General features: G+C 68.7%; 18 protein-coding genes. 12 read left to right on the top strand and 6 right to left on the bottom strand.

Annotated elements, in window-relative coordinates; translation table 11 throughout:
* Positions 1-41 precede the first annotated feature (41 nt).
* Positions 42-455 carry a hypothetical protein gene (locus HHUB_RS06745; protein ID WP_059056838.1) on the bottom strand — a complete coding sequence of 138 codons (414 nt, stop codon included), beginning with the start codon at positions 453-455 and terminating at the stop codon, positions 42-44.
* Positions 455-1,330 (bottom strand): ParA family protein, encoded by an 876-nt coding sequence (locus HHUB_RS06750; protein WP_059056840.1) that lies wholly within the window; start codon positions 1,328-1,330, stop codon positions 455-457. The genes HHUB_RS06745 and HHUB_RS06750 overlap by 1 nt, the downstream gene beginning before the upstream one ends.
* 949 nt (positions 1,331-2,279) lie before the next feature.
* On the opposite strand from HHUB_RS06750, the gene HHUB_RS06755 reads away from it, so the two are divergent.
* A complete protein-coding gene (locus HHUB_RS06755) occupies positions 2,280-3,770 on the top strand; it encodes an aldehyde dehydrogenase family protein (protein ID WP_059056841.1) in 1,491 nt (496 codons plus the stop codon).
* A gap of 48 nt (positions 3,771-3,818) precedes the next feature.
* On the top strand, positions 3,819-4,367 hold the full coding sequence (locus HHUB_RS06760; RefSeq protein WP_059056843.1) for a hypothetical protein: 549 nt from the start codon (positions 3,819-3,821) through the stop codon (positions 4,365-4,367).
* On the opposite strand, the gene HHUB_RS06765 is transcribed toward HHUB_RS06760, so the two are convergent.
* On the bottom strand, positions 4,364-7,393 hold the full coding sequence (locus tag HHUB_RS06765; protein WP_059056844.1) for an FAD-binding and (Fe-S)-binding domain-containing protein: 3,030 nt from the start codon (positions 7,391-7,393) through the stop codon (positions 4,364-4,366). The genes HHUB_RS06760 and HHUB_RS06765 overlap by 4 nt on opposite strands.
* A gap of 98 nt (positions 7,394-7,491) precedes the next feature.
* On the opposite strand from HHUB_RS06765, the gene HHUB_RS06770 reads away from it, so the two are divergent.
* Positions 7,492-8,259, top strand: a complete 768-nt coding sequence (locus HHUB_RS06770; RefSeq protein WP_059056846.1) for an IclR family transcriptional regulator — start codon at positions 7,492-7,494, stop codon at positions 8,257-8,259.
* Here HHUB_RS06770 and HHUB_RS06775 read toward each other — a convergent pair whose 3' ends face one another.
* A complete protein-coding gene (locus HHUB_RS06775) occupies positions 8,260-9,117 on the bottom strand; it encodes a UbiA family prenyltransferase (RefSeq protein ID WP_059056848.1) in 858 nt (285 codons plus the stop codon).
* Between the two features lie 129 nt (positions 9,118-9,246).
* Here HHUB_RS06775 and HHUB_RS06780 point away from each other — a divergent pair, with 129 nt between their 5' ends.
* The gene (locus HHUB_RS06780) at positions 9,247-10,794 is read left to right on the top strand and encodes a class I adenylate-forming enzyme family protein (protein WP_059056850.1); all 1,548 of its coding nucleotides are present in this window, start codon (positions 9,247-9,249) and stop codon (positions 10,792-10,794) included.
* Between the two features lie 28 nt (positions 10,795-10,822).
* Here HHUB_RS06780 and HHUB_RS06785 read toward each other — a convergent pair whose 3' ends face one another.
* A complete protein-coding gene (locus HHUB_RS06785) occupies positions 10,823-12,235 on the bottom strand; it encodes an SLC13 family permease (RefSeq protein ID WP_059056852.1) in 1,413 nt (470 codons plus the stop codon).
* Between the two features lie 101 nt (positions 12,236-12,336).
* Between HHUB_RS06785 and HHUB_RS06790 the strand changes: the two genes are divergently transcribed.
* Entirely contained in the window at positions 12,337-12,960 is a 624-nt protein-coding gene (locus tag HHUB_RS06790; RefSeq protein ID WP_059056854.1) for an MBL fold metallo-hydrolase, read from the top strand.
* On the opposite strand, the gene HHUB_RS06795 is transcribed toward HHUB_RS06790, so the two are convergent.
* Positions 12,961-13,716, bottom strand: coding sequence for an ABC transporter ATP-binding protein (locus tag HHUB_RS06795; protein WP_059056855.1), 756 nt, complete (start codon positions 13,714-13,716; stop codon positions 12,961-12,963). It lies immediately after the preceding gene.
* Positions 13,717-13,803: 87 nt separating this feature from the next.
* Between HHUB_RS06795 and HHUB_RS06800 the strand changes: the two genes are divergently transcribed.
* The 7 genes from HHUB_RS06800 (at position 13,804) to HHUB_RS06830 (ending at position 19,655) form a co-directional block, all read left to right on the top strand.
* Positions 13,804-14,325, top strand: a complete 522-nt coding sequence (locus HHUB_RS06800) for a gamma carbonic anhydrase family protein (RefSeq protein ID WP_059056857.1) — start codon at positions 13,804-13,806, stop codon at positions 14,323-14,325.
* A gap of 78 nt (positions 14,326-14,403) precedes the next feature.
* Entirely contained in the window at positions 14,404-15,780 is a 1,377-nt protein-coding gene (locus HHUB_RS06805) for a CoA-binding protein (RefSeq protein ID WP_059056859.1), read from the top strand.
* Positions 15,773-16,474 (top strand): acetate--CoA ligase family protein, encoded by a 702-nt coding sequence (locus HHUB_RS06810; protein WP_059056861.1) that lies wholly within the window; start codon positions 15,773-15,775, stop codon positions 16,472-16,474. Before HHUB_RS06805 ends, HHUB_RS06810 begins: the two co-directional genes overlap by 8 nt.
* Position 16,475: 1 nt before the next feature.
* Positions 16,476-16,883, top strand: a complete 408-nt coding sequence (locus tag HHUB_RS06815; protein ID WP_059056863.1) for an acyl-CoA thioesterase — start codon at positions 16,476-16,478, stop codon at positions 16,881-16,883.
* A 54-nt stretch (positions 16,884-16,937) separates the two neighbouring features.
* On the top strand, positions 16,938-17,120 hold the full coding sequence (locus tag HHUB_RS06820) for a hypothetical protein (RefSeq protein ID WP_059056865.1): 183 nt from the start codon (positions 16,938-16,940) through the stop codon (positions 17,118-17,120).
* A gap of 65 nt (positions 17,121-17,185) precedes the next feature.
* Complete coding sequence (locus HHUB_RS06825; RefSeq protein WP_179204558.1) at positions 17,186-18,265, top strand: cupin domain-containing protein; 1,080 nt, start codon at positions 17,186-17,188, stop codon at positions 18,263-18,265.
* 133 nt (positions 18,266-18,398) lie between these two features.
* Positions 18,399-19,655: an ABC transporter substrate-binding protein gene (locus HHUB_RS06830; protein WP_082687191.1), complete on the top strand. Its 1,257-nt coding sequence runs from the start codon at positions 18,399-18,401 to the stop codon at positions 19,653-19,655.
* Positions 19,656-19,685: the final 30 nt, after the last annotated feature.

The following is a 19,685-nucleotide window of genomic DNA, read 5'->3' on the forward strand; positions in this document are numbered from 1 at the left end:
ACGTCCGCTACCGAGCCACCCGGCTTGTGCTTTCTGGCGGCTCAGTCCTCGCGGCGCGCTTCCTGCACGGCCTCGGCGATTTCGTCGGGGTGGTCCGCGGCGACCCGGAGGACGGCGTCGTGGAGTTCCCGCTTCTCCTCGTTGCGGACGCCCGCCTCCCGGAGCGTGCGCACGACGTCCAAGTCGAGCGCGTCTTCGAGCGCCGCCCACGCTTCCGGGCGCGCGTACAGCGGCGCCTGCTTGACGTCGTCGTACTCGAAGGCCGGCTCGTCGCTCGTCTCACTGCCCGACGAATCGGCCGCGCCGTCAACCGCCGGGTCACTGGCCGCATCGTCCGCGTCCGTCGATCGGGTGGCGTCCGGCTCGGTCTCCGGGGGTTCGACGTCACCGCCGCTGGATTCGTCGTCGCGGTCGGCCCGGGACTGCTCGGCAGCTTCGAGGTCGTCGAAGCCCATTACCGGACCACCTCCCCGCGCTCGACGATTTGCGCGAGCTCGTCGTAGGCCGCGAGCTGGTCGCACTCGGCGTCGTAGTCGCGCAGCGGCACGCCCTCCTGGTGGGCGTCGTCGATGGACGCGCGATACCGGATGCCCGGCAGGTCGCCGTCGTAGTCCCCGGCGTCGATGGCCGCCCAGTCTGACTCCGAGAGGTACGCGAAGTTCGGGACGAGGTGGTCGATGGCGTCCCGCGTCGTGATTTCGCGGAGGAGCTTGCGGTCTCGCGTGGACTGGTCGATGCGCTTGCGGAGGTCCGAGGGGACGACCGCGAGGATGTCCAACTCGAAGTACTCGCGAGCCTCCTCGACGAGCCGGTCGAGCGTGTTCGACAGCCCCGTCTCGTAGCCGTTCTCGGGTCGCAGCGGGATGATGAGGTTGCCGGTGGCGTACATCGCGTTGTCGTTGAGCTTCCCGCGGTTCGCCGGGCAGTCGATGACGACGTAGTCGTACTCCTCGCCGAGCAGCGGGTCCACGAGGTCCTTCTTCAGTCGTGTCGTCCCCATCGTCGCCTCCTTGAGCGCGGACTGCACGCTCTCCAAGTCCTCGTGTGCGGGGAAGAGGTCCAGACCTTCTGCGACGTTGACGACGTACTCGCGCGGGTCTTCACCTTCGAGCAGGACGGCTTCCGCGTGGTTGCCGCCGTCCCCGTCGGTGCTGTTGTACCTGTCCTCGAACCCGAGATTGAGCGTCATGTGTCCGTTGTCGTCGAGGTCGACGACGAGCGCGCGCTCGTTGCGGTGCGCGAGCTCGCGCGCGAGGTTGAGCGCGGTAGTCGTCTTCGCGAATCCACCCTTCAGGATACCGACACTGACGGCGCGTGGTTCCGTTTGCATTGTGTACCTCGTCAGAGATAGGCACCTATTGTAGACGAGGCGCCTACGCTGAATCAGGTGGGGATTCCGTGCCATCCGCCATAAAACAACGGGAATAGGTAGACGAGGTAGGTTCGTCAGGTAAAATAGATACACAACCTAAGATAGTTGCGATAGGTAGCTTAGGTTGTTGAGCTACCTCTGCTAGAATCCCCTGGGTTGCGCCAGCGCACAGATTCGGTCGCGACTCGGGACGAGGGTCGTAACTCGGTCGCGGCAGAGTGAGACCAGACGGTAGGAGCCAGCGATAGCGTTCGTCGAGCGCACCGAACAACGGTCCGTGCACAGTCAACGCGAACCCGAGGGTGAAACGGTCTACGGACCGCTCGCAGGACATTCGCCGACTCGCCCCGAAACTGGGGTTGTATATTGCGAAATACAGTTTAACAGTGTAGGAATTGGTGCGGCGAACCCGCCACGACCGGACCGTCACACGGGTAATACACCGCGGAGAGTTCACGAAGAAGAGCTGACCCCGATGGCGGAGTGAGATAGTTCCAGGAAGTAAGTGTTCTCCCACACCCGCAGACGACTCGGTGCGGACGAGTTCACCACGGTCGCTGGTACCGCGGTAGAGAGAAGGCCCCGCACGCGGGTGCACGCGCGAGCAGCCAATCACTGACTCCGACCGTGGACACTCAAACTGACTCCGACGCGGAGACAGCTGCCGTGTTCGTTCGTGACTCGGCGTCGTGGTTCCGCCACCCACCCTAACTGATTGTGAATCGAAACCGCAGACGGTCCGACAGGCACCGGTAGCGTTCGGAGACCGAGTGTCACAGCCGAGTGCTGCTCGCTCGCACGCCCGTTGAGCAACTCATAAATCTTATTCTGCGATATTGAAATTGTTTGCGCGCCGGGAGTGTACTCGCGCGTACCTTTATCTGAGCCGGCGCACAAACATCAGACGATGTCACTCGAACTCTCTATCGAGGCGGATTGGAGCGCGCAGTACATCGACGGCGAGTGGGTACCCGCAGAGAGCGGGGAGACCATCGCCGTCGAGGACCCATCGACGCGCGAGGTCGTCGCGGAGGTGCCGGAGGGAACGGAAGCGGACGTGAACCGAGCGTACGAGGCCGCTGCTGAGGCCCAGACGGAGTGGGCGCAGGCGCCGCCGGCGCGACGACAGGAAGTACTGCAGAACGTCTTCCACCTCCTCGAAGAACACGAGGACGAAATCGTGGGTCTGCTCGGACGGGAGGCGGGCGGCTCCGCAATCATGGGCGGGACGTCGGTCCACCTCGCGAGCGACCAGACGAGCGAGGCGGCGACGCTGCCGCGGCGGATGAAGGGCGAGCACGCCGACTCGAACATCCCCAGCAAGGAGAACATCGTCGAACGACAGCCGAAAGGCGTCGTCACCGTCATCTCACCGTGGAACTTCCCCCTGAATCTCTCGATGCGCGCGGTCGCGCCCGCCATCGCCGCTGGGAACAGCGTCGTCCTCAAGCCCGCCACGAACACGCCCATCGTGGGCGGTCTCCTCATCGCGAAGCTCTTCGAGGAAGCCGGGCTTCCCGAAGGCGTGCTGAACGTGGTGACGGGGCGGGGTTCGGAAATCGGTGACCGCGTCGCCAGCCACCCCGAGAGCGACGTGGTCGCGTTCACCGGCTCGACGCCCGTCGGCCGCCACGTCGCGGGGCTCGCCGGCGAGAACCTCGCGGTACCCGCGATGGAACTCGGCGGCAACAACGCCCACATCGTGACCGCGGACGCGGACCTCGACCAAGCCGTCGACGCGGCAGCGTTCGGCTCGTTCGTCCATCAGGGCCAGGTCTGTATCTCCATCAACCGCCACCTCGTTCACGAGGACGTCTACGACGAGTACGTCCGGAAACTCACCGAGCGCGCGGAGTCGCTGCCCGTCGGCAGCGCGCACGACCCCGAGACGGTCGTCGGGCCCATCATCGACGAGTCCCAGCGCGACGAGATGCTCGAGTACGTCGAGGAGACTATCGACGCGGGCGCGACGCTGGAGACCGGCGGTGAGACCGCCGACGTGGAGGGCGTCGAGGACTCGCTGGTCGTCAAGCCCACTGTCCTCTCGGGCGTGACAAACGACATGTCTGCGGCGTGCTTCGAGCACTTCGGTCCCATCGCGCCCGTCATCCCGTTCTCGGACGTGGACGAAGCGGTCGAACTGGCCAACGACACCGAGTACGGCCTCTCCGGGAGCGTGCACGCGGGCGACCTCGGTACTGGTCGGGAGATCGCCAATCGGATGGATACCGGGATGGTCCACGTCAACGACCAGCCCATCAACGACGAGGCTCACGTCCCGTTCAGCGGGACGAACGCCTCCGGCGTCGGCGGCTACAACACCACGGACTTCCTCGAGGAGGTCACCGAGCAGAAGTGGATCAGCGTCCAGCACGAGCCCCGCGAGTACCCGTTCTGAGGGTCGCCAACCAGTAGGAATTTCACGGGCGGCCTCGGACTCACGGGCATGCCAGCGAACGGTGACGGGTCGGTCTCCCCCCGAAACATCGTCATTCTGAAGGTGCGCGTCGCCAATCCGACCGCGTCGACGCGCGAACTCAGCCGCATTCTCGCCGACGAGTACGGCATCGAGCTCTCGCACAACCGCATCAGCGAGATTCTCCGCGAGATGGCCGAAGACGGCCTCTACCGGGAGACGGTCATCCCCGACCAGAGCATCTTCAACCACTACCTGTTCCGCGTGGCGTTCCACTACCCGAACTTCGCCGAGCAGTGGGAGGATTGCTACTGGGCGCTCCGGGACGACCCCCACGTGTTGATGTTCTTCAACGCGGACTCCGAATACCACTGGCAGTTCATCACGCAGTTCCGGGACAACGACCGGATGCAGCGCTGGATCCACGAGTTCTTCAAGGAGTTCGGCGAGTTCATCTCGGGGTTCCACAACACCGTCCTCCACCAGGTCCACAAGTTCCAGACGGACGCGGCGGTGTTCGACGAGATGCTCCGCGAGACCGAGGAAGGCCGCCAGTACCTCGCCGAGAGCGAGGACTAGAGGGCGGCGGCGAGCAGTTCCACCGGCGTCGGCGGGCTCTCGCGGTCCTCGGGGACGAGGTCCGCGGCGTCGCGAGCATCCTCGTCGAGCATGTCGCCGAGTTGCGTCCGACAGGACGCGCCGGGCGCGACCGCGAGGTCGCCGTCGCTGTCGTCGAGCTGGTCGACGAGGATGTCGCCGATGGCTTCGCTCATGGCGTGGTGCTCGGCCTCGTAGCCGAACGTCCCGGCCATCCCGCAACACGTCGAGTCAACGGGGTCGGTGGCGTAGCCCGCGCGCCGGAGCACGCCGACAGCGTGGTGGTCTTTCTTCGTGGCTTTCTGGTGGCAGTGGCCGTGGTAGGACAGCGACGCGTCGGGCGCGCTCCACTCGATTTCGTCGTCCAGCCGGAAGACGTCGAGGTACTCGCAGACGCCGTACGTGTTCGCCGCGAGCGCTTCGACGGCGTCGCCCGACAGGAGGTCCAGATAGTCGGACTGGAACATCACGGCGTCCGACGGTTCGACGAGCACGACGTCCCAGCCGTCGGCGACCCGCGGTTCGAGGGCCGCGACGTTCTTCCGAGCGGTCTCGCGGGACTTGTCGAGGAAGCCCTTCGAGTGGGCGGGCCGGCCGCTGTCGGTGCGCTCGGCGAGGTCCACGTGGACGCCCGCGGCCTCCAGCACGCGCACAGCGGCTTTCCCGATTTCGGGGTGCGCGTAGTTCGTGTAGGTGTCCGGGAACAGCACGGCCTTCCGGTCGGCATCGCTTGCGGGGACGGTCGTGCCGCCGCGCGCGTCGAACCAGTCCTTGAGGGTTTCGCGCTCGAACGTCGGGAGCGTGCGCTCGCTTGCGATGCCGACGGTCTTCTCCATCACCGTGCGAGCGCCCGGCACCTTCGAGACGAGGTTCGAGACGGGCGCGGTCGCGCTGCCGAGCGCGGCGAGCGCGTCCACGTTCGCGAACAGCTTGTCGCGGACGCTGGCGCCCTCGCGCTGGTGGCGCTCGTGGGAGACCTCGGCCTTCATCTTCGCCATGTCCACCTCGCTGGGGCAGTCTTTCGCACAGCCCTTGCAGCCCACGCAGAGGTCCAATACTTCCTCGGCGAACTCGTCGCCGGTCGGATCGTCCGGGAGGTCGCCGCTCATCGCCTGCCGGAGCATGTTCGCGCGGCCCCGCGTGGACGTGATTTCCTCGTCGGCGGCGCGGTAGGTCGGACACATCACGCCGCCCGCGGTGTCCTGTTCGGTGCGGCAGCCGCCGCAGCCGTGGCAGAGTTCGACCATCCCCCGGAGGCCGTTCTCGTTGTCCCAGTTCAGCTCCGCGTCGAAGCCGGCGTCGAAGTCGTAGTCGGGGCCGAACCGGAGGTTCTCGGTCATCGAGACGTCCCCGCAGACCTGCCCGGGGTTCAGCAGCCAGTCCGGGTCGAAGGCGGTCTTGAGGTCGCGGAACGCGCCCCAGAGCTGGTCGCCGTACAGTTTCCGGTTCCACTGGGTCCGCGCGCGGCCGTCGCCGTGCTCCCCGGAGACGCTCCCGCCGAACTCCACGACCATGTCGGTGACGCGGTCGGCGATGTCCTCCATCGCCGCCAGGTCGGGCTCGGACTTGGTGTTCACCAAGGGACGGACGTGCAGGACGCCCGGGCCGGCGTGCGCGTAGAAGGACGCGAACGTGTCGTTGTCTTCGAGAATCTGCTGGAAGCGCGTGACGAACTCCGGGAGGTGCTCGGGGGGAATCGCGCAGTCCTCGATGAACGAAATGTGTTTCGCGTCGCTGGTGCGCCCCAGCAGAATCGGGAGCCCGGACTTGCGGAGCTTCCAGTAGGTCGCGCGCTCTTCCTCGTCGTGGGCTTCGAGGGCGTCGAACGCGAATCGGTCGTCGCCGGTTTCGACGCGGTCCTCGACGAGTCCTGCGGTCTTCTCGCGGCCGTCATCGTCGTCCGCGGCGTAGAACTCCACGAGGAGCGCGGCCCGCGTCCCCTCCGGGAGCAGCGCCACGACGTCCTCGAACTCCGCGGTGTCGCTGGCGAGGTCGATGAGCGTGTCGTCGATGAGTTCGACCGCCGCGGGGTCGTGTTCGAGGACGTGCGTGACGTCGGAGACGGCGTCCACGACGCTGTCGTACGTGAGCAGGGCGACGGACTTCGTCTCCGGGACCGTTTCGAGGGAGACGGTGGCTTCCGTGATGACCGCGAGCGTGCCCTCGCTGCCCGCGAGCAGGCGCGCGAGGTTCACGGTGCCGTCGCTGGCTTCGTCGACGAGCCGGTCGAGGTTGTAACCGGAGACGTTGCGCTTCATGTCCGGGAAGCGCGCTTCGACCTCGTCGGCGTGGTCGTCGAGGACGGCGACGACGCCCGCGTAGATTCGCGGCAGGAGGTCGTCGGCGTCCGCGTCGGCGCGCTCGCGGAGCTCCTCGACCCCGATTTCGCCGAGCGTCGCCGTCGAGCCGTCCGCGAGTACGACTTCGCAGGACTCGACGTAGGCGTCGGTCTTCCCGTACTTCAGGGAGTGGGCGCCCGTGGAGTTGTTGCCGATAGCGCCGCCGATTGCGCTCCGGTCGCCCGCCGCGGGGTCGGGCGCGAACTTCAGGTCGTGAGGCGCGAGCCGCTGGTTCAGGTCTTCGAGGACGGCGCCGGCTTGCACGCGAGCTTCCTGACTCCCGGGGTCGATGTCTACGATGCCGTCCATGTACCGCGTGAAGTCGAGGACGATGGCCTCGTTGACCGTCTGCCCGGCGAGGCTCGTGCCGCCGCCGCGGGGCAGGACGGGAATCTCGCGGGTCGCGCAGTAGTCGACGACCACCGCGACGTCCGCGGTGTCGGTGGGGAAGACGACGCCCACGGGCGTCACCTCGTAGGCGGATGCGTCGGTGGCGTACAGCTGGCGCGTGTACGAGTCGAAGCGCACGTCGCCGTCCACGCGGGCTTCGAGGTCGTCCACGAGCCCGGGTCGCTCGACGTCGCCGCTGACGTAGTCGTACTCCGACCGGTCGTCGGCCGCGGGAGGCGTCGCGTCGCGCCCCGGGACGCCGTGTTCGTTGGATGCCATCTGTTTGCACGCACCTACGCGGGACGACCTCCTTGTGTTTTCGGATGCGTGGTGTGGCGTCGTGAAACAGTTTAGTGGCTCCGCGCGAACGGAGACGTATGCCAAACGGGCCCACGACGCGAACGGGGGTGAAGTCCGACGAGACGCTGTTCGCGGTGTTAGCGGCGGTGCGAGAGTCAGATGGGGCGGGCGTCACGGAGCTCGCCGACCGCCTCGATGTCGCGAAGAGCACCGTCCACAACCACCTCGCGACGATGCGCGAGCACGGGTTCGTCGTGAAGCGCGACGGGAAGTACCACCTCGGGCTGGAGCTGTTCAACTACGGGCAGGCGGTGCGCAACGACCGCGAGGTCTACCGGGCGGCCCGTCCGGTCGTCGACGACCTCGTGGCGGCGACCGGCGAGATGGTGTGGCTGTTCACGCCCGAGGACGGCCGCGTGATGTACCTCTACGGCGGCGCCGGGGAGACCGGCATCGACGTGGACACGATTCTGGGGTCGTGGGACTACATGCACTGCACGTCCGGCGGGAAGGCGATTCTCGCGCACTACTCCGAGGAGGAAGTCGACGACGTGGTGGAGCGCCACGGGCTGCCCGCGCGCACCCCGAACACGGTCACGGACCGCGAGGAACTGGACGCGGAGCTGGAGGCGGTCCGCGAGCGGGGGTACGCGCTGAACCTCGGGGAGGACCTCGAAGGCATCCACGCGCTGGCGGTACCGCTGCGCTACGAGGACGCCCTCGTGGGGTCGCTGGCGGTCGCGGGGCCGGCCCACCGCGTCAGCCGCGAGCGCTGCGAGACGGAACTGCTCGACCAGTTGCGCGCGTCCACGAACGACATCGAACTCAACCTCGCGTACTCGTAGTCAGCCCGCCAGTCCCGCGGTTTCTGCGGCCACACAGCCCGCGCTCGCGCACTGCGCCGCGAGCAGCGCCGCCGTGAACGGGTACGCCAGCGCCATCTGCGCGCGGACCGACCATCGGGGCGCGACGGCGACCGCGAGCGCGGCGTCGGCGAGCGCGACCACACCGGCGACCAGCGCGAGCGGCGGGAGGACGGCCGCCGCGACGAACCCGACGACGAGCGCGGCGGCGAGCGCGTGAATGGCGGCGCCGACGCGCGTGCTCGCGCGGTCCCCGAGCAGCACGGGGAGCGTGCGCTTGCCGATGGTGCGGTCGAACTCCCGGTCGAGTCGGTCGATGGAGACTTTCAGCCCGGACAGCGAGACGACGAGGAGGGCGGCGACGGCGGCGACGCCGGGCGCGAGGCGGCCGGTCTGGGCGAGGTAGCCGCCGAGGAACGCGAGCGCGACGCCGACCGGGTAGTCGACGGTGACGGACAGCGGGTGCGTGTCGAGGACTGGCGCGTGGAGGACGGCGAGCGCCCACAGCGGGAGCGTCGCGGCGACCGCTTCGCGAGCACCGGCGGCCCACAGGAGCGCGGCGAGCGCGCTGAACCCGAGCGAGGACGCGACCGCGGCGGCCGTCGCGGCGGTCGCCGAGAGCACCGGGTCGTGCTCGCCGCGCACGTGTGCGTCAACGTACTCGTCGACGACGTGCGCCGTGTAGAGGGCGGCGGCGACGGTGGCCGCGTGAGCGGCGGCCAGCGGGAGCGAGACGGTCGGCGCGAGCGCGCCGCCGGCGAGTGCGAGCCCGACCGCCGGGAGCATGAACGTCGGCTGGACGGTCGCGAGGACCCCGCGGGCGGTGTGCGTGCCGGTCACGGCGGAAGTTCGGTGCTGGGCGGGAAAAGTCTGGTTCGTCGCGCCGCAAAACTCGCCGACGGCATCCCGAATGATTAACCGACACTGTTAATAGCAGGTGTGGGCTTGGGTCACACAGCACAGCAACGCATGCACTACTTGGAAGCATTCGAACGGAGCGTCCGCGTCCACGGCGACGACACCGCCATCCTCACCGACGACGGTCGGTCGTTCACGTACGACGAGTTCGACCGCCGGAGCACCGAACTCACGAACGCAGTCACCGACGCGGTCGGTGACTCTCCGCTCGCAGTCCTCACGCTGAACGGGCCGGCCGCCGCCGAAGCGATGATTACCGGTCACAAGCGCGGCACGCCGACCGTCCAGCTGGCGTTCCGCGGGACCGCCGGCGAACTCGTGGACATGGTCGAGACGGCGGGCGCCGACGCCCTCCTCTTCGACGACGCCAACGCCGACACCGCCGTCGACGTCATCGACGGCGCGGACCTCTCGGTCGGCTTCCACGCCGGCTCGGCGGCCGTCGACCACCCCGACGTGGTCGACTACGAGGACGCGCTGGACGCCGCCGCGTTCACGCTCCCCGACCGCCTCCCGGCGGACGGCAAGACCAACATCTTCTACACGAGCGGCACCACCTCGGCGCCGAAGGCCCTCGCGTTCGACGGCGAGCAGATGTGGACCGGCGCCTACCAGGGCGTGATGGAGCACGGTATCGACCAGACCGACCTCGCCATCGTGACGACGCCGTGGTACCACATGGTCACGTCGGACGCGTGGCTGTACCCGCACTGGATGGCGGGCGCGACCGTCCTCCTGCACGAGGACTTCGACCCCGCCGAGGTGCTGGAACTGGTCGAGGACAACGGCGCGACCGGGCTGCTGGCGGTGCCCACGCAGCTCTCGCTGCTCAACGACGTGCAGGAGAACGCGGCCGACCCCTACGACACGAGCACGCTGTCGTACGTCCGCACCGGCGGGTCGGTCGTCACCGAGGAGCTGGTCGAGCGCACCTCGGAGTTCCTCTCGGAGCACCTCTACAACACGTACGGGATGACCGAGGGCGGCCCGAACTTCACGTTCGCCCACCCCTCGGTGCAGGACGACCACCCGGGTACCATCGGCAAGGAGTCGTTCTCGTGGGAGCTGCGCGTCGTGGAGACCGCGCCCGTCACCGAACACCCCGACCCGGAGGCGGAGGTCGGGCCGGGCGAGCAGGGCGAAATCATCGCGCGCGGGCCGGGCGTCCCGGACGGCTACATCGACAACCCGGAGGCCGAGGAGAAGTCGTTCTTCGACGAGTGGCTGCGCACCCGCGACGTCGCCGAGGTCGACGAGGACGGCTTCCTCTACATCACCGACCGCGTGGACAACATGTTCATCAGCGGCGGGGAGAACATCTACCCCGCGGAGGTCGAGCGCGCCATCGACGGCCACCCCGCGGTCGCGGAGACGCTCGTGTTCGGCCGCGACGACCCCGAGTGGGGGAAGAAGGTCACGGCCATCGTCGTCGCGGAGGCCGACGTCGACGCCGAGGAACTGGACGACTTCTGCTGCAAGCACGACGGGCTGGCGAACTACAAGCGCCCCCGCGAGTACGTCGTCCGCGAGGAGCCGCTGCCGCGCACGGACACCGGCACCGTCCAGCGCCAGCAGGCCATCGACCGCCACTTCGACTGACCTGACTCCCTCCTCGAAGCGACCGCCGTCAGAACGCGAGCGCGAAGATGCCGATCTGTACCGGGAGCAGGACGAACAGCGTTGCTAGTGAGCACAGCGCCGCCATCTTGATGAGCTCCATCGAGTCCACGACGTCCAGCCCCAGAATCGCCACGAGGACCGCCGACTGGTAGGGGAAGAAGTAGGAGTTGAGCGCGACCGCTTCGGTCATCATCACCGGGTACAGCGGGAGGCCGGCGCTCTCGGCGAACGCGACGAGCACGGGCGTCAGCACGCTCGCGACCGCCAGCCCCTCCATGAGGAACGTCAGCGCCAGCGACGCGAGCGCGAGGAACGCGAGCGCGACCGACAGCGACGCGTCCTGCGGGAACGACGCGAGGATGGCGTCGGCGGCGACGTCGGTGAATCCGGTCTGCTGGAGGCCGGCGGCGATGGCGAAGATGGCGCCGAGGAAGAACACGATGGAGAAGTTGGCGTTCTCGACGGCGTCGGCGCCGACGACGCCGACGCGGGGCGTGAACGCGAGGACGGTGACGACGAGCGCGCCGTACAGCGGGTGGAGGCCGTGGACGGAGTCGGTCGCCCAGATGGCGACGCCGACCAGCAGGAACGCCATCATGCGCCGCGCCTCCGAGGCGGCCTCGGTCCCGTGCTCGGAGTTGTCGGACACGTCGATGGCGTCGGCGTCGGCCGGCCGGTAGAGCGCGTACGCGATGGCGGTGATGACGGCCGCACGCCCGACGCCCATCACGGGGCCGAGCCAGACCGCCCACTCCATCCAGCCGATGGAGACGCCGGCGTTGGCCTCCAGCAGGCCGTTGATGATGATGTTCGCCAGCGACCCGGTGAGGATGCCGGTGCCCGCGTAGTAGGTGACGAACAGCGGCCCGAGGAACAGGCCGACGCGGGCGCTGCGGTCCGAGAAGCGCTTGCCGACGGAAATGAGGATGGGGCCGAGGATGAGCACGCGCACCAGCGACGAGGGCACGAGCACGACGAACCCGAGCGCGGCCACGCACAGCACGACCAGCAGGTTCCGGTACGTGGTCTTCGCGTTCGTGGCGGCGTCCCCGGGGAGCACGCCGAGCGCGGCGCGTTCGACCGCGCTGGCGAGCCCGCTCTGCCGGGTGGCCTCCCCGAGCAGGATGCCGAGGACGACCAGCCACGTCGCGGCGGACTGGAAGCCGGTGAGCGCGAGGTCCGTCGAGAAGGCGGCGCCGACCAGCCCGACCGCGAGCAGGCCGGTGAGCCACGGGGCGACGGGCGCACCCACCCAGAGGCTGATGGAGAAGACGGTGATGGCGAGGATGCTCGCCATGTCGGCTTCGACGGGCGCGTACACGAGGACGGCGGCGGCCGCGGCGATACCGACCGGCAGCGAGAGCCACGCCGGGTCGAACTGCCCGCGGAGCACGTCCGTCCACGTCGTTTCAGTCGTCACGTTGGAACACCGTTTGCTCGCACGGACGGAAACTGGCTTAATCTGTCTTCCGAAACCGAGAGCGGGGAGGTTTTTGGGGCCGTGGGCCGTCCGTCGAGGCGATGCTCACGGAGCCAGCCACCGACGTCTACGATGTGACGCTCGCGGAGTTCAACGGCGGCCGCTACCGGCTGTTCGTCTTCGACGGCGACGCGCCGACGCTCGTGGACGCCGGCCTCGAAGGCACGACCGACGCGGTCGCGGACGCCCTCGCGGACCTCGGCATCGAACCGGAACGCCTCGTCGTCACGCACGGGGACGGCGACCACGTCGGCGGTCTCCCCGGGCTCGTGGAGCGCTACGACCTCGAAACGTGGCTCCCGGAGGGTCTCGATATCGACGGCCACGAGCCGGACCACCAGTTCGGGGACGGCGACGACGTGGGTCGGTTCACGGCCGTCCACACGCCCGGGCACGCGTCCGAGCACCACTCGCTCGTGGACGAGGACAGCGGCGTCGCGGTCATCGGGGACGCGCTGTTCGGCGCGGACTCCCGCGGCCTCCCGGAGGGGCACTTCGTGCTGCCGCCGGCGTACTACTCCGAGGACCTCCACACAGCCGAGGAGTCCCTAGAGAAACTCGTCGAGTACGACTTCGACGTGGGGCTGGTCTACCACGGCGAGAGCGTCACCGAGGACGCCAGCGAGAAACTGGACGCGTTCGTGAACTTCGCGGGGAAGCCGTAGTCAGTCGGCGCCGGCGTCGGCGGTGTCGCCCATCGCGTCGCCGGCGTTCTCCCCGAGGTAGGCTTCGATGACGCGGCGGTCGTTCTGAATCTCCTCGGGCGTCCCCGTGGCGATGAGGTTGGCGTTGTCGAGGACGAACACGCGCTCGCTGACGGACATCAGCGCGCGCATCACGTGGTCGATGAGGAAGACGGTCTTCCCGCGGTCGGCGATGTCCCGGATGAGCTCGACGATGGCCTCCGTCTCGTCGGTGTCGAGGCCGCCCGCGACCTCGTCGAACAGCAGGACTTCGGGGTCGGTCGCGAGCGCGCGAGCGATTTCGAGGCGCTTGAGCGCGCCGACGCTGAGCTCGTCCGGCGTGGTGTGAGCCATGTCGTCGAGCCCGACGAACTCCAGGGCCTCGTGCGCGCGCTCCTCGGGGTCGCCGGAGTTCCGGCCGCCGAACTGCGCGCCGACGGCGGCGTTCTCCGCGAGCGTGAGGTTCTCGAAGGGGTGGACGATCTGGTGGGTGCGGACGAGTCCGCGGTGACAGATTTCGTGCGGCGTCATCCCCGTAATGTCCTCGCCGTCGAGGTAGACGGTGCCCTCAGTCGGCTCCTGGACCCCGGAGATGAGCCGGAACAGCGTCGACTTCCCGGCGCCGTTCGGCCCGATGAGGCCCACGGTCTCCCCCTTGTCGATGGAGAAGGAGACGTCGTCGACGGCGACGATGCCGCCGAAGTTCTTCGTGAGGTGCTCGCCTTCGAGTACGGTCATCTTGGTAGCCGTTACCTACCCACCCGCATAAATGTAGTCCCTGTCGCGTCCCGAAAGTACGTAATCGCGGGCCGCGACACTGTGGATATGCTCCGAGCGTACGACGGCGTGACGCCGACGGTCGCGGAGTCGGCGTACGTCGACGAGCGAGCGACCGTCATCGGGGACGTAGAGATTGGACCGGAAGCGAGCGTGTGGCCGGGCGCGGTGCTGCGCGGCGACCACGGCCGCATCGTGCTCGAGGAGCGCGCGAACGTCCAGGACAACGCGACCCTCCACGAGCACGCGGTGCTGGAGGCGGGCGCGACCGTCGGCCACAACGCCGTCGTCCACGACGCGACGGTCGGCGAGCGCAGCGTCGTCGGCATCGGCGCGGTGGTCCTCGACGACGCCGAAGTCGGACCGGGCAGCGTCGTCGGCGCGAACAGCACGGTCACCGAGGACACCGAGATTCCCGGCGACGTACTCGCCGTCGGGACGCCCGCGGAAGTCCGCCAAGAGTTGGAGGGAGACTTCTGGGCGGGCGCCGGCGACCGCTACGCCGAACTCGCGAAGGAGTACGCCGGGACGACGCGCGTCGTCGAGGACGGCCCCGTGCTGCCGGAGTGAGGGGTCGGCGCGCCGGTCGCGGCGAGCGCGTTTGACGGAGGGAAAACCGTTTTAGTGGCATTCGGTGTAGTGTGGGGCGTGAACTTACAGCGCCTGTTCCGTCCCGAGCGCATCGCGGTCGTCGGGGCGTCCGACACCGAGGGGAAGCTCGGCTACGAGGCGATGGCGAACGCCGTCGAGTTCGACGGTCGCGTCTACCCAGTGAACCCGTCCGGCGAGGGCGAGGTGTTCGGCGAGCCGTTCGTGGAGTCCGTCACCGACATCGAGGAGACCGTCGACCTCGCGCTGCTGGCGGTGCCCGCGCACGTCGTCCCCGACGTCGTCGCGGAGTGCGGCGAGGCCGGCGTCGGCGGCGCGGTCATCTACGCCGGCGGCTTCGCGGAAGCCGGTGGCGAGGGCGAGGAACTCCAGGAGGCCGTGATTTCGGCCGCCGACGAACACGACGTCGCCCTGCTCGGCCCGAACACGAGCGGGTTCGTCGCGCCCGCGAGCAATCTGCTGGCGTCATTCGCCGGCGGCGTCGAGCGCCTGCGGCCGGGCGGCGTGACGATTCTCGCGCAGAGCGGCGGGGTCGCCCACCAGCTGGCGTTCAGCGCGCACCGCGAGGGCCGCGGCATCGCGACGATGGTGGGGCTCGGGAACCGCGCGAACGTCGGCTTCGAGGAGGCGATTCCGTACTTCGACTCGGACCCGAACACGGACGCCATCGTCCTCCACGTCGAGGGCACCGACGACGGCCGCGCGCTCCTCGAAGCGTGCCGCGACTCGGACACGCCCGTAATCGCGTACAAGGTCGGGCAGGCGGACGTTGGTGACTTCGCGGAGTCCCACACGGGCGCGCTCACGGGCGACCACGCGCTCTACACCGCGGGGTTCGCGCAGTACGGCGTGCCCACCGTGGAGTCCACGACGGAGCTGTTCGACGCCGGGCAGGCGCTGGCGAACTCCCCGGAGCCCGAGGGCGCGAACGTCGGCGTCGTCACGGCGCAGGCCGGTCCGGGCATCATCATCGCGGACCGCCTGCAGCGAGCGGGCGCGACGCTCCCGGACCTCGCGGCGGACACCCAAGACGAGGTCGGCGAGATTCTCCCCGGTATCACGTACGCGGAGAACCCCGTGGACACGGGCCGTCCGATGCCGGAGTTCGGGGACGTGGTCGAAGCGGTCGCGGAGGACGAGCACGTGGACGTGGTGCTCGTCTACGAGCTGTTCGAGGAGGCGCTGGGCTTCCCGCAGGAGACGCTGGACGGCCTCGCCGAGCGCGTCGAGAAGCCCGTGCTGTTCGCGACCGAGGGGCCGGCCGAGTCGATGGCCGACGACCTCGACGCGCTCCGGGAGGCCGACGTACCCGTGTTCACGTCGCCCGAGCGCGGCGCTGACGCGGCCGCGGCGCTCGCGCGCTACGCGACACTAGACGACGCGGCCGCCGAGGAGGAGGTGAGCGCCGATGTCTGAGGACCCCATCGCCGCCGCGCAGGCGGACGGCCGCACGACGCTGACGGAGGCGGAGGCGAAGTCGCTGCTCGCGGACGCGGGCATCGAGACGCCGGCGTTCTCCGTCGCCGCGGACGCCGAGGCGGCTGTGGAGGCCGCCGCGGACATCGGCTTCCCGGTGGTCGTGAAGGTCTCCTCGCCGGCGGTCACGCACAAGAGCGAGTGGGCCGACGGCGCGGGCGTCGCGGTCGGCTTGGATTCGCCGGACGCGGTGCGGGAGGCCGCTGAGGCAATCTTCGATGCGGCGGACGCGCGCGGCATCGACGCGGACGTGCTCGTCGAGGAGGCGCGGGACGTGGACGCCGGCACCGAGGTCATCGTCGGCGGCCTCCGCGACCCGTCGTTCGGCCCGGTCGTGCTGACGGGACTGGGTGGCATCTTCACGGAGGTCTACGAGGACACCAGCCACCGCATCGCGCCCATCGACGCCGCGGAGGCCCGCGAGGCCATCGAGGAGCTGACCGCCATCGAGTTGCTGGAGGGCTACCGCGGCCGCGAGCCCGCGGACGTCGACGCGCTCGCGGAGGTCGTCGCAGCGGTCGGCAACCTCGTTGACGAGCACGAGGCGATTTCGGAAGTGGACGTGAACCCCGTGCTGGCGACGGAGGGCGGCGCGGTGGCGCTGGACGCGCTCGTCGTGCTGGGGGGTGACTGAGATGGCGGGCTACGAGCGCGAGTGGACGGTGCGGTTCTCGGACACGGACCCGTTCGGCATCGCGCACTACCCCCGCATCGTGGACGCGCTCCACGAGACCTCCGACATGTTCATGGAGGAGTTGGGCTTCCCGTTCTGGGAAATCTCACAGGAGCACGGGTTCGGGCTGCCGCTCGTGGAGATGAACTTCGAGTTCGAGAACCCCGTGGAGGCCGGCGACGAGGTGACCATCGAACTCACGCCCGACCCGGGGACGCGGAGCGTGCGCTTCGAGTACGAGGCGCGCTGTGACGGCGACGTGGCGTTCTCGGGGCACGAGCAGCGCGTCTGCGCCCACCACGGGGGCGGCGGGTCGATGGAACTCCCCGAGGAGTTGCGCGCGGCGTTCGAGCAGTACGCCGAGGACTGAGCGGGCGCTTCCGCCGACGGTACGCTTTTGCTGTTCGGTGCGCGACGTACTGGCATGGCCGAGTTCACGAACCCGTACGCGGAGGCCGACCCGTTCGTGGAAGCGCACTTCGACTGCCTGAACTGCGGCGGGAAGCTCTGGGAGTACGCGATTCAGCGGGCGATGGTCTGCGAGGACTGCCGGGCGCTGTTCCGCTCGGAGGACGTCTACGCCGACCAGGTCGCGGAGACGGCCTAACACGTTCGTCGCCGCTGGGCGCCGCGTCCAATACACTTATGAGATTTCTGTGCTAGTGTAACACTATGGCAACGGAAGACCCGGAGGACCTCCTAGAGATGAGTGCGGACACGAGGGGCCTCCTCGACGAGCACGACCTCGTGCCGCTGTGGGAGGTCGAAGACGAGATGGGGAGCCTCGTGGACGACATCGGCGCGAACATCTGGAAGTGGGAGGACATCCAGGCCGCCATCGACGGCATCGAGGCGGACGTGCCCATCGAGGACCTGCCGCCGGGCTTCCAGCGGCGGGTCGCCGTCCCAATCAACGCGCCCCACGCGATTTCGAACACCATCTACGTGGGCGTCCAGACGGTCTCGCCCGGCGAGACGGCGCCCGCGCACCGGCACGCCTCCAGCGCGCTCCGGTTCACCATCGACGGCCACGAGGACATGAAGACGGTCGTGGCCGGCGAGGAGTTCCCGATGCGGGACCACGACCTCATCACGACGCCGCAGTGGGAGTGGCACGACCACGTCAACGACTCCGACGAGACGGCGGCGTGGCTGGACATCCTCGACCTGCCGCTGTTCTTGGACACGCTGAACAACTCCCACGTCTTCGAGAACCACGAGCTGGAGCGCCAGCCGGTGACGAAGACGCAGGGCTACTGGGACTCCCAGTACGGCCGCGGCCGCCCGACCAACGGGGACGACGACGATTCCATCCCCGGTCCCTTCGAGGGCGACCGCGCGGCGACGCCGCCGTACCGCTTCGGCTGGGCGGAGATGGTGGAGGCGCTGCGCCAGCACGCGGACAACGACGACCCAGACCCCTACGACGGCCACAGCATGGCGTACGTCAACCCGGCGACGGGCGAGCCGCCGGTGACGCCGACGATGTCGTTCCGCGCGCAGTTGCTCCAGGAAGCGACCGACGACCACTTCCACAACTCCACGGAGGTGTACTTCGTCATCGAGGGCGAGGGCGTCACGCACGTCGGCGACGAGGCCCTGGAGTGGGGCGAGAAGGACATCTTCGTCGTGCCGCCGGACGAGATTCACCACCACGAGCCCGAGGGCGAGGAGGCCATCCTGCTGGGCATCACCGACGAGCCGGTGCTGCGCGCGCTGAACTTCTACGCGGAAGCCGAGCCCTCCTCGTAACCGCAGCGGCAGTCGTATTCGTTTCCTTCCACGCTCCATCGTCGGGAAAGAGTGGCGTATCAGCCGACAAGTATCAGGACCTATAGGTTTACCGCATGTTTTATAATGTAAGTGGTGTAGGTGTGCGTATAGCATGGTGGATAGTGACAGGTCACACAGCAGGCGCACGTATCTCAAAACACTCGGTGCGGCGGGCACCGTCGGCATGTCCGGGCTCGCCGGCTGCACCCTCCTCGGCGGTGGCGGCGGGGGCGGCAGCGAGACGGTCACGATAGCGGCGACGGTGCCCGAGTCCGGGCAGTTCTCCTCGCTGGGCGAAGCCGTCAAGCGCGGCTACGAACTCGGCGTCGCCCGCATGGACGAGCAACTCGACGCGGACGTCGAGCTCATCATGCGGGACGACGAGAGCGACCCCGAACTCGTCCGGCAGAACCTCACCCAGATTACGAGCAACAACCAGGTGGACATGATCTGGGGGAGCTTCTCCAGCCTCCTCGTGACCGCGGGGTCGGCGTACGCGGAGAGCCAGGGCATCCCGTTCGTCGGCGCGTTCTTCGCCTACGAGGGCCCACACCGCAGCGAGGGCTACGAGTGGACGTACTCGCCGTTCCCGAAGTCCCGGGACGTCGCGCGCTCGACGCGCGGGCTGCTCGAACTCATCCCCGAGGGCGAGCGCCCGACCAACGTCGGCCTCTGGGAGCCCAACAGCGGCTGGGGCGAAGAGCAGGCCGACTACTGGGAGGAGACGCTCACGGACGCCGGCTACGACGTCGTGATGCGGGAGACGTTCTCGCTGGGCAACCAGGACTTCTCGACGCTCATCTCCCAGTCCGAGAGCGCGAACGTCGAGGCGCTGCTCTCGACGCCGACGCCGCCCGGCGGCATCACCGCCGTCAACCAGATGCGGGAGAACAACTGGTCGCCGGACCTGCTGAAGTTCGTCCGCGCCGCGGACCCGACCGCGTGGTGGACCGGGCTCGAGGAGTCGGGCGCGTACGCCTGCATGTGTCCGGGCTGGGTGCCCGGCCTCACCGGCGGCGGCAACGAGGCGATGTGGTCGGCCTACGAGTCCGAGTACGGCCTCGACGACGGCGAACTCATCCGAACGCCCGTCGGCGGCGCGTACAACGTCGCCCAGACCGCGCTGCAGGCGATTCAGGGCGCCGAGTCCACGGACCCCGGGGCGCTCCAGGAGACGTTCCGCTCGGAGACGTTCGAGACCGTCATCGGGTCGTTCGGCTTCGAGGACAACGGGCTGCCCGCGGAGGGCGACCTCACCGCGCCGACCGGCCAGTGGTGGGAGGGCAACCAGCACACCGTCTACCCGGACACGGACGGGCGCGGCGCCATCGACTTCCAGTACCCGATTCCGGCGTGGAGCGAGCGGTAATCGCCCAGTATCCCACTCTCCCCGTACACA

Origin of the sequence: Halobacterium hubeiense, assembly GCF_001488575.1 — an archaeon.
Classification (GTDB): domain Archaea; phylum Halobacteriota; class Halobacteria; order Halobacteriales; family Halobacteriaceae; genus Halobacterium; species Halobacterium hubeiense.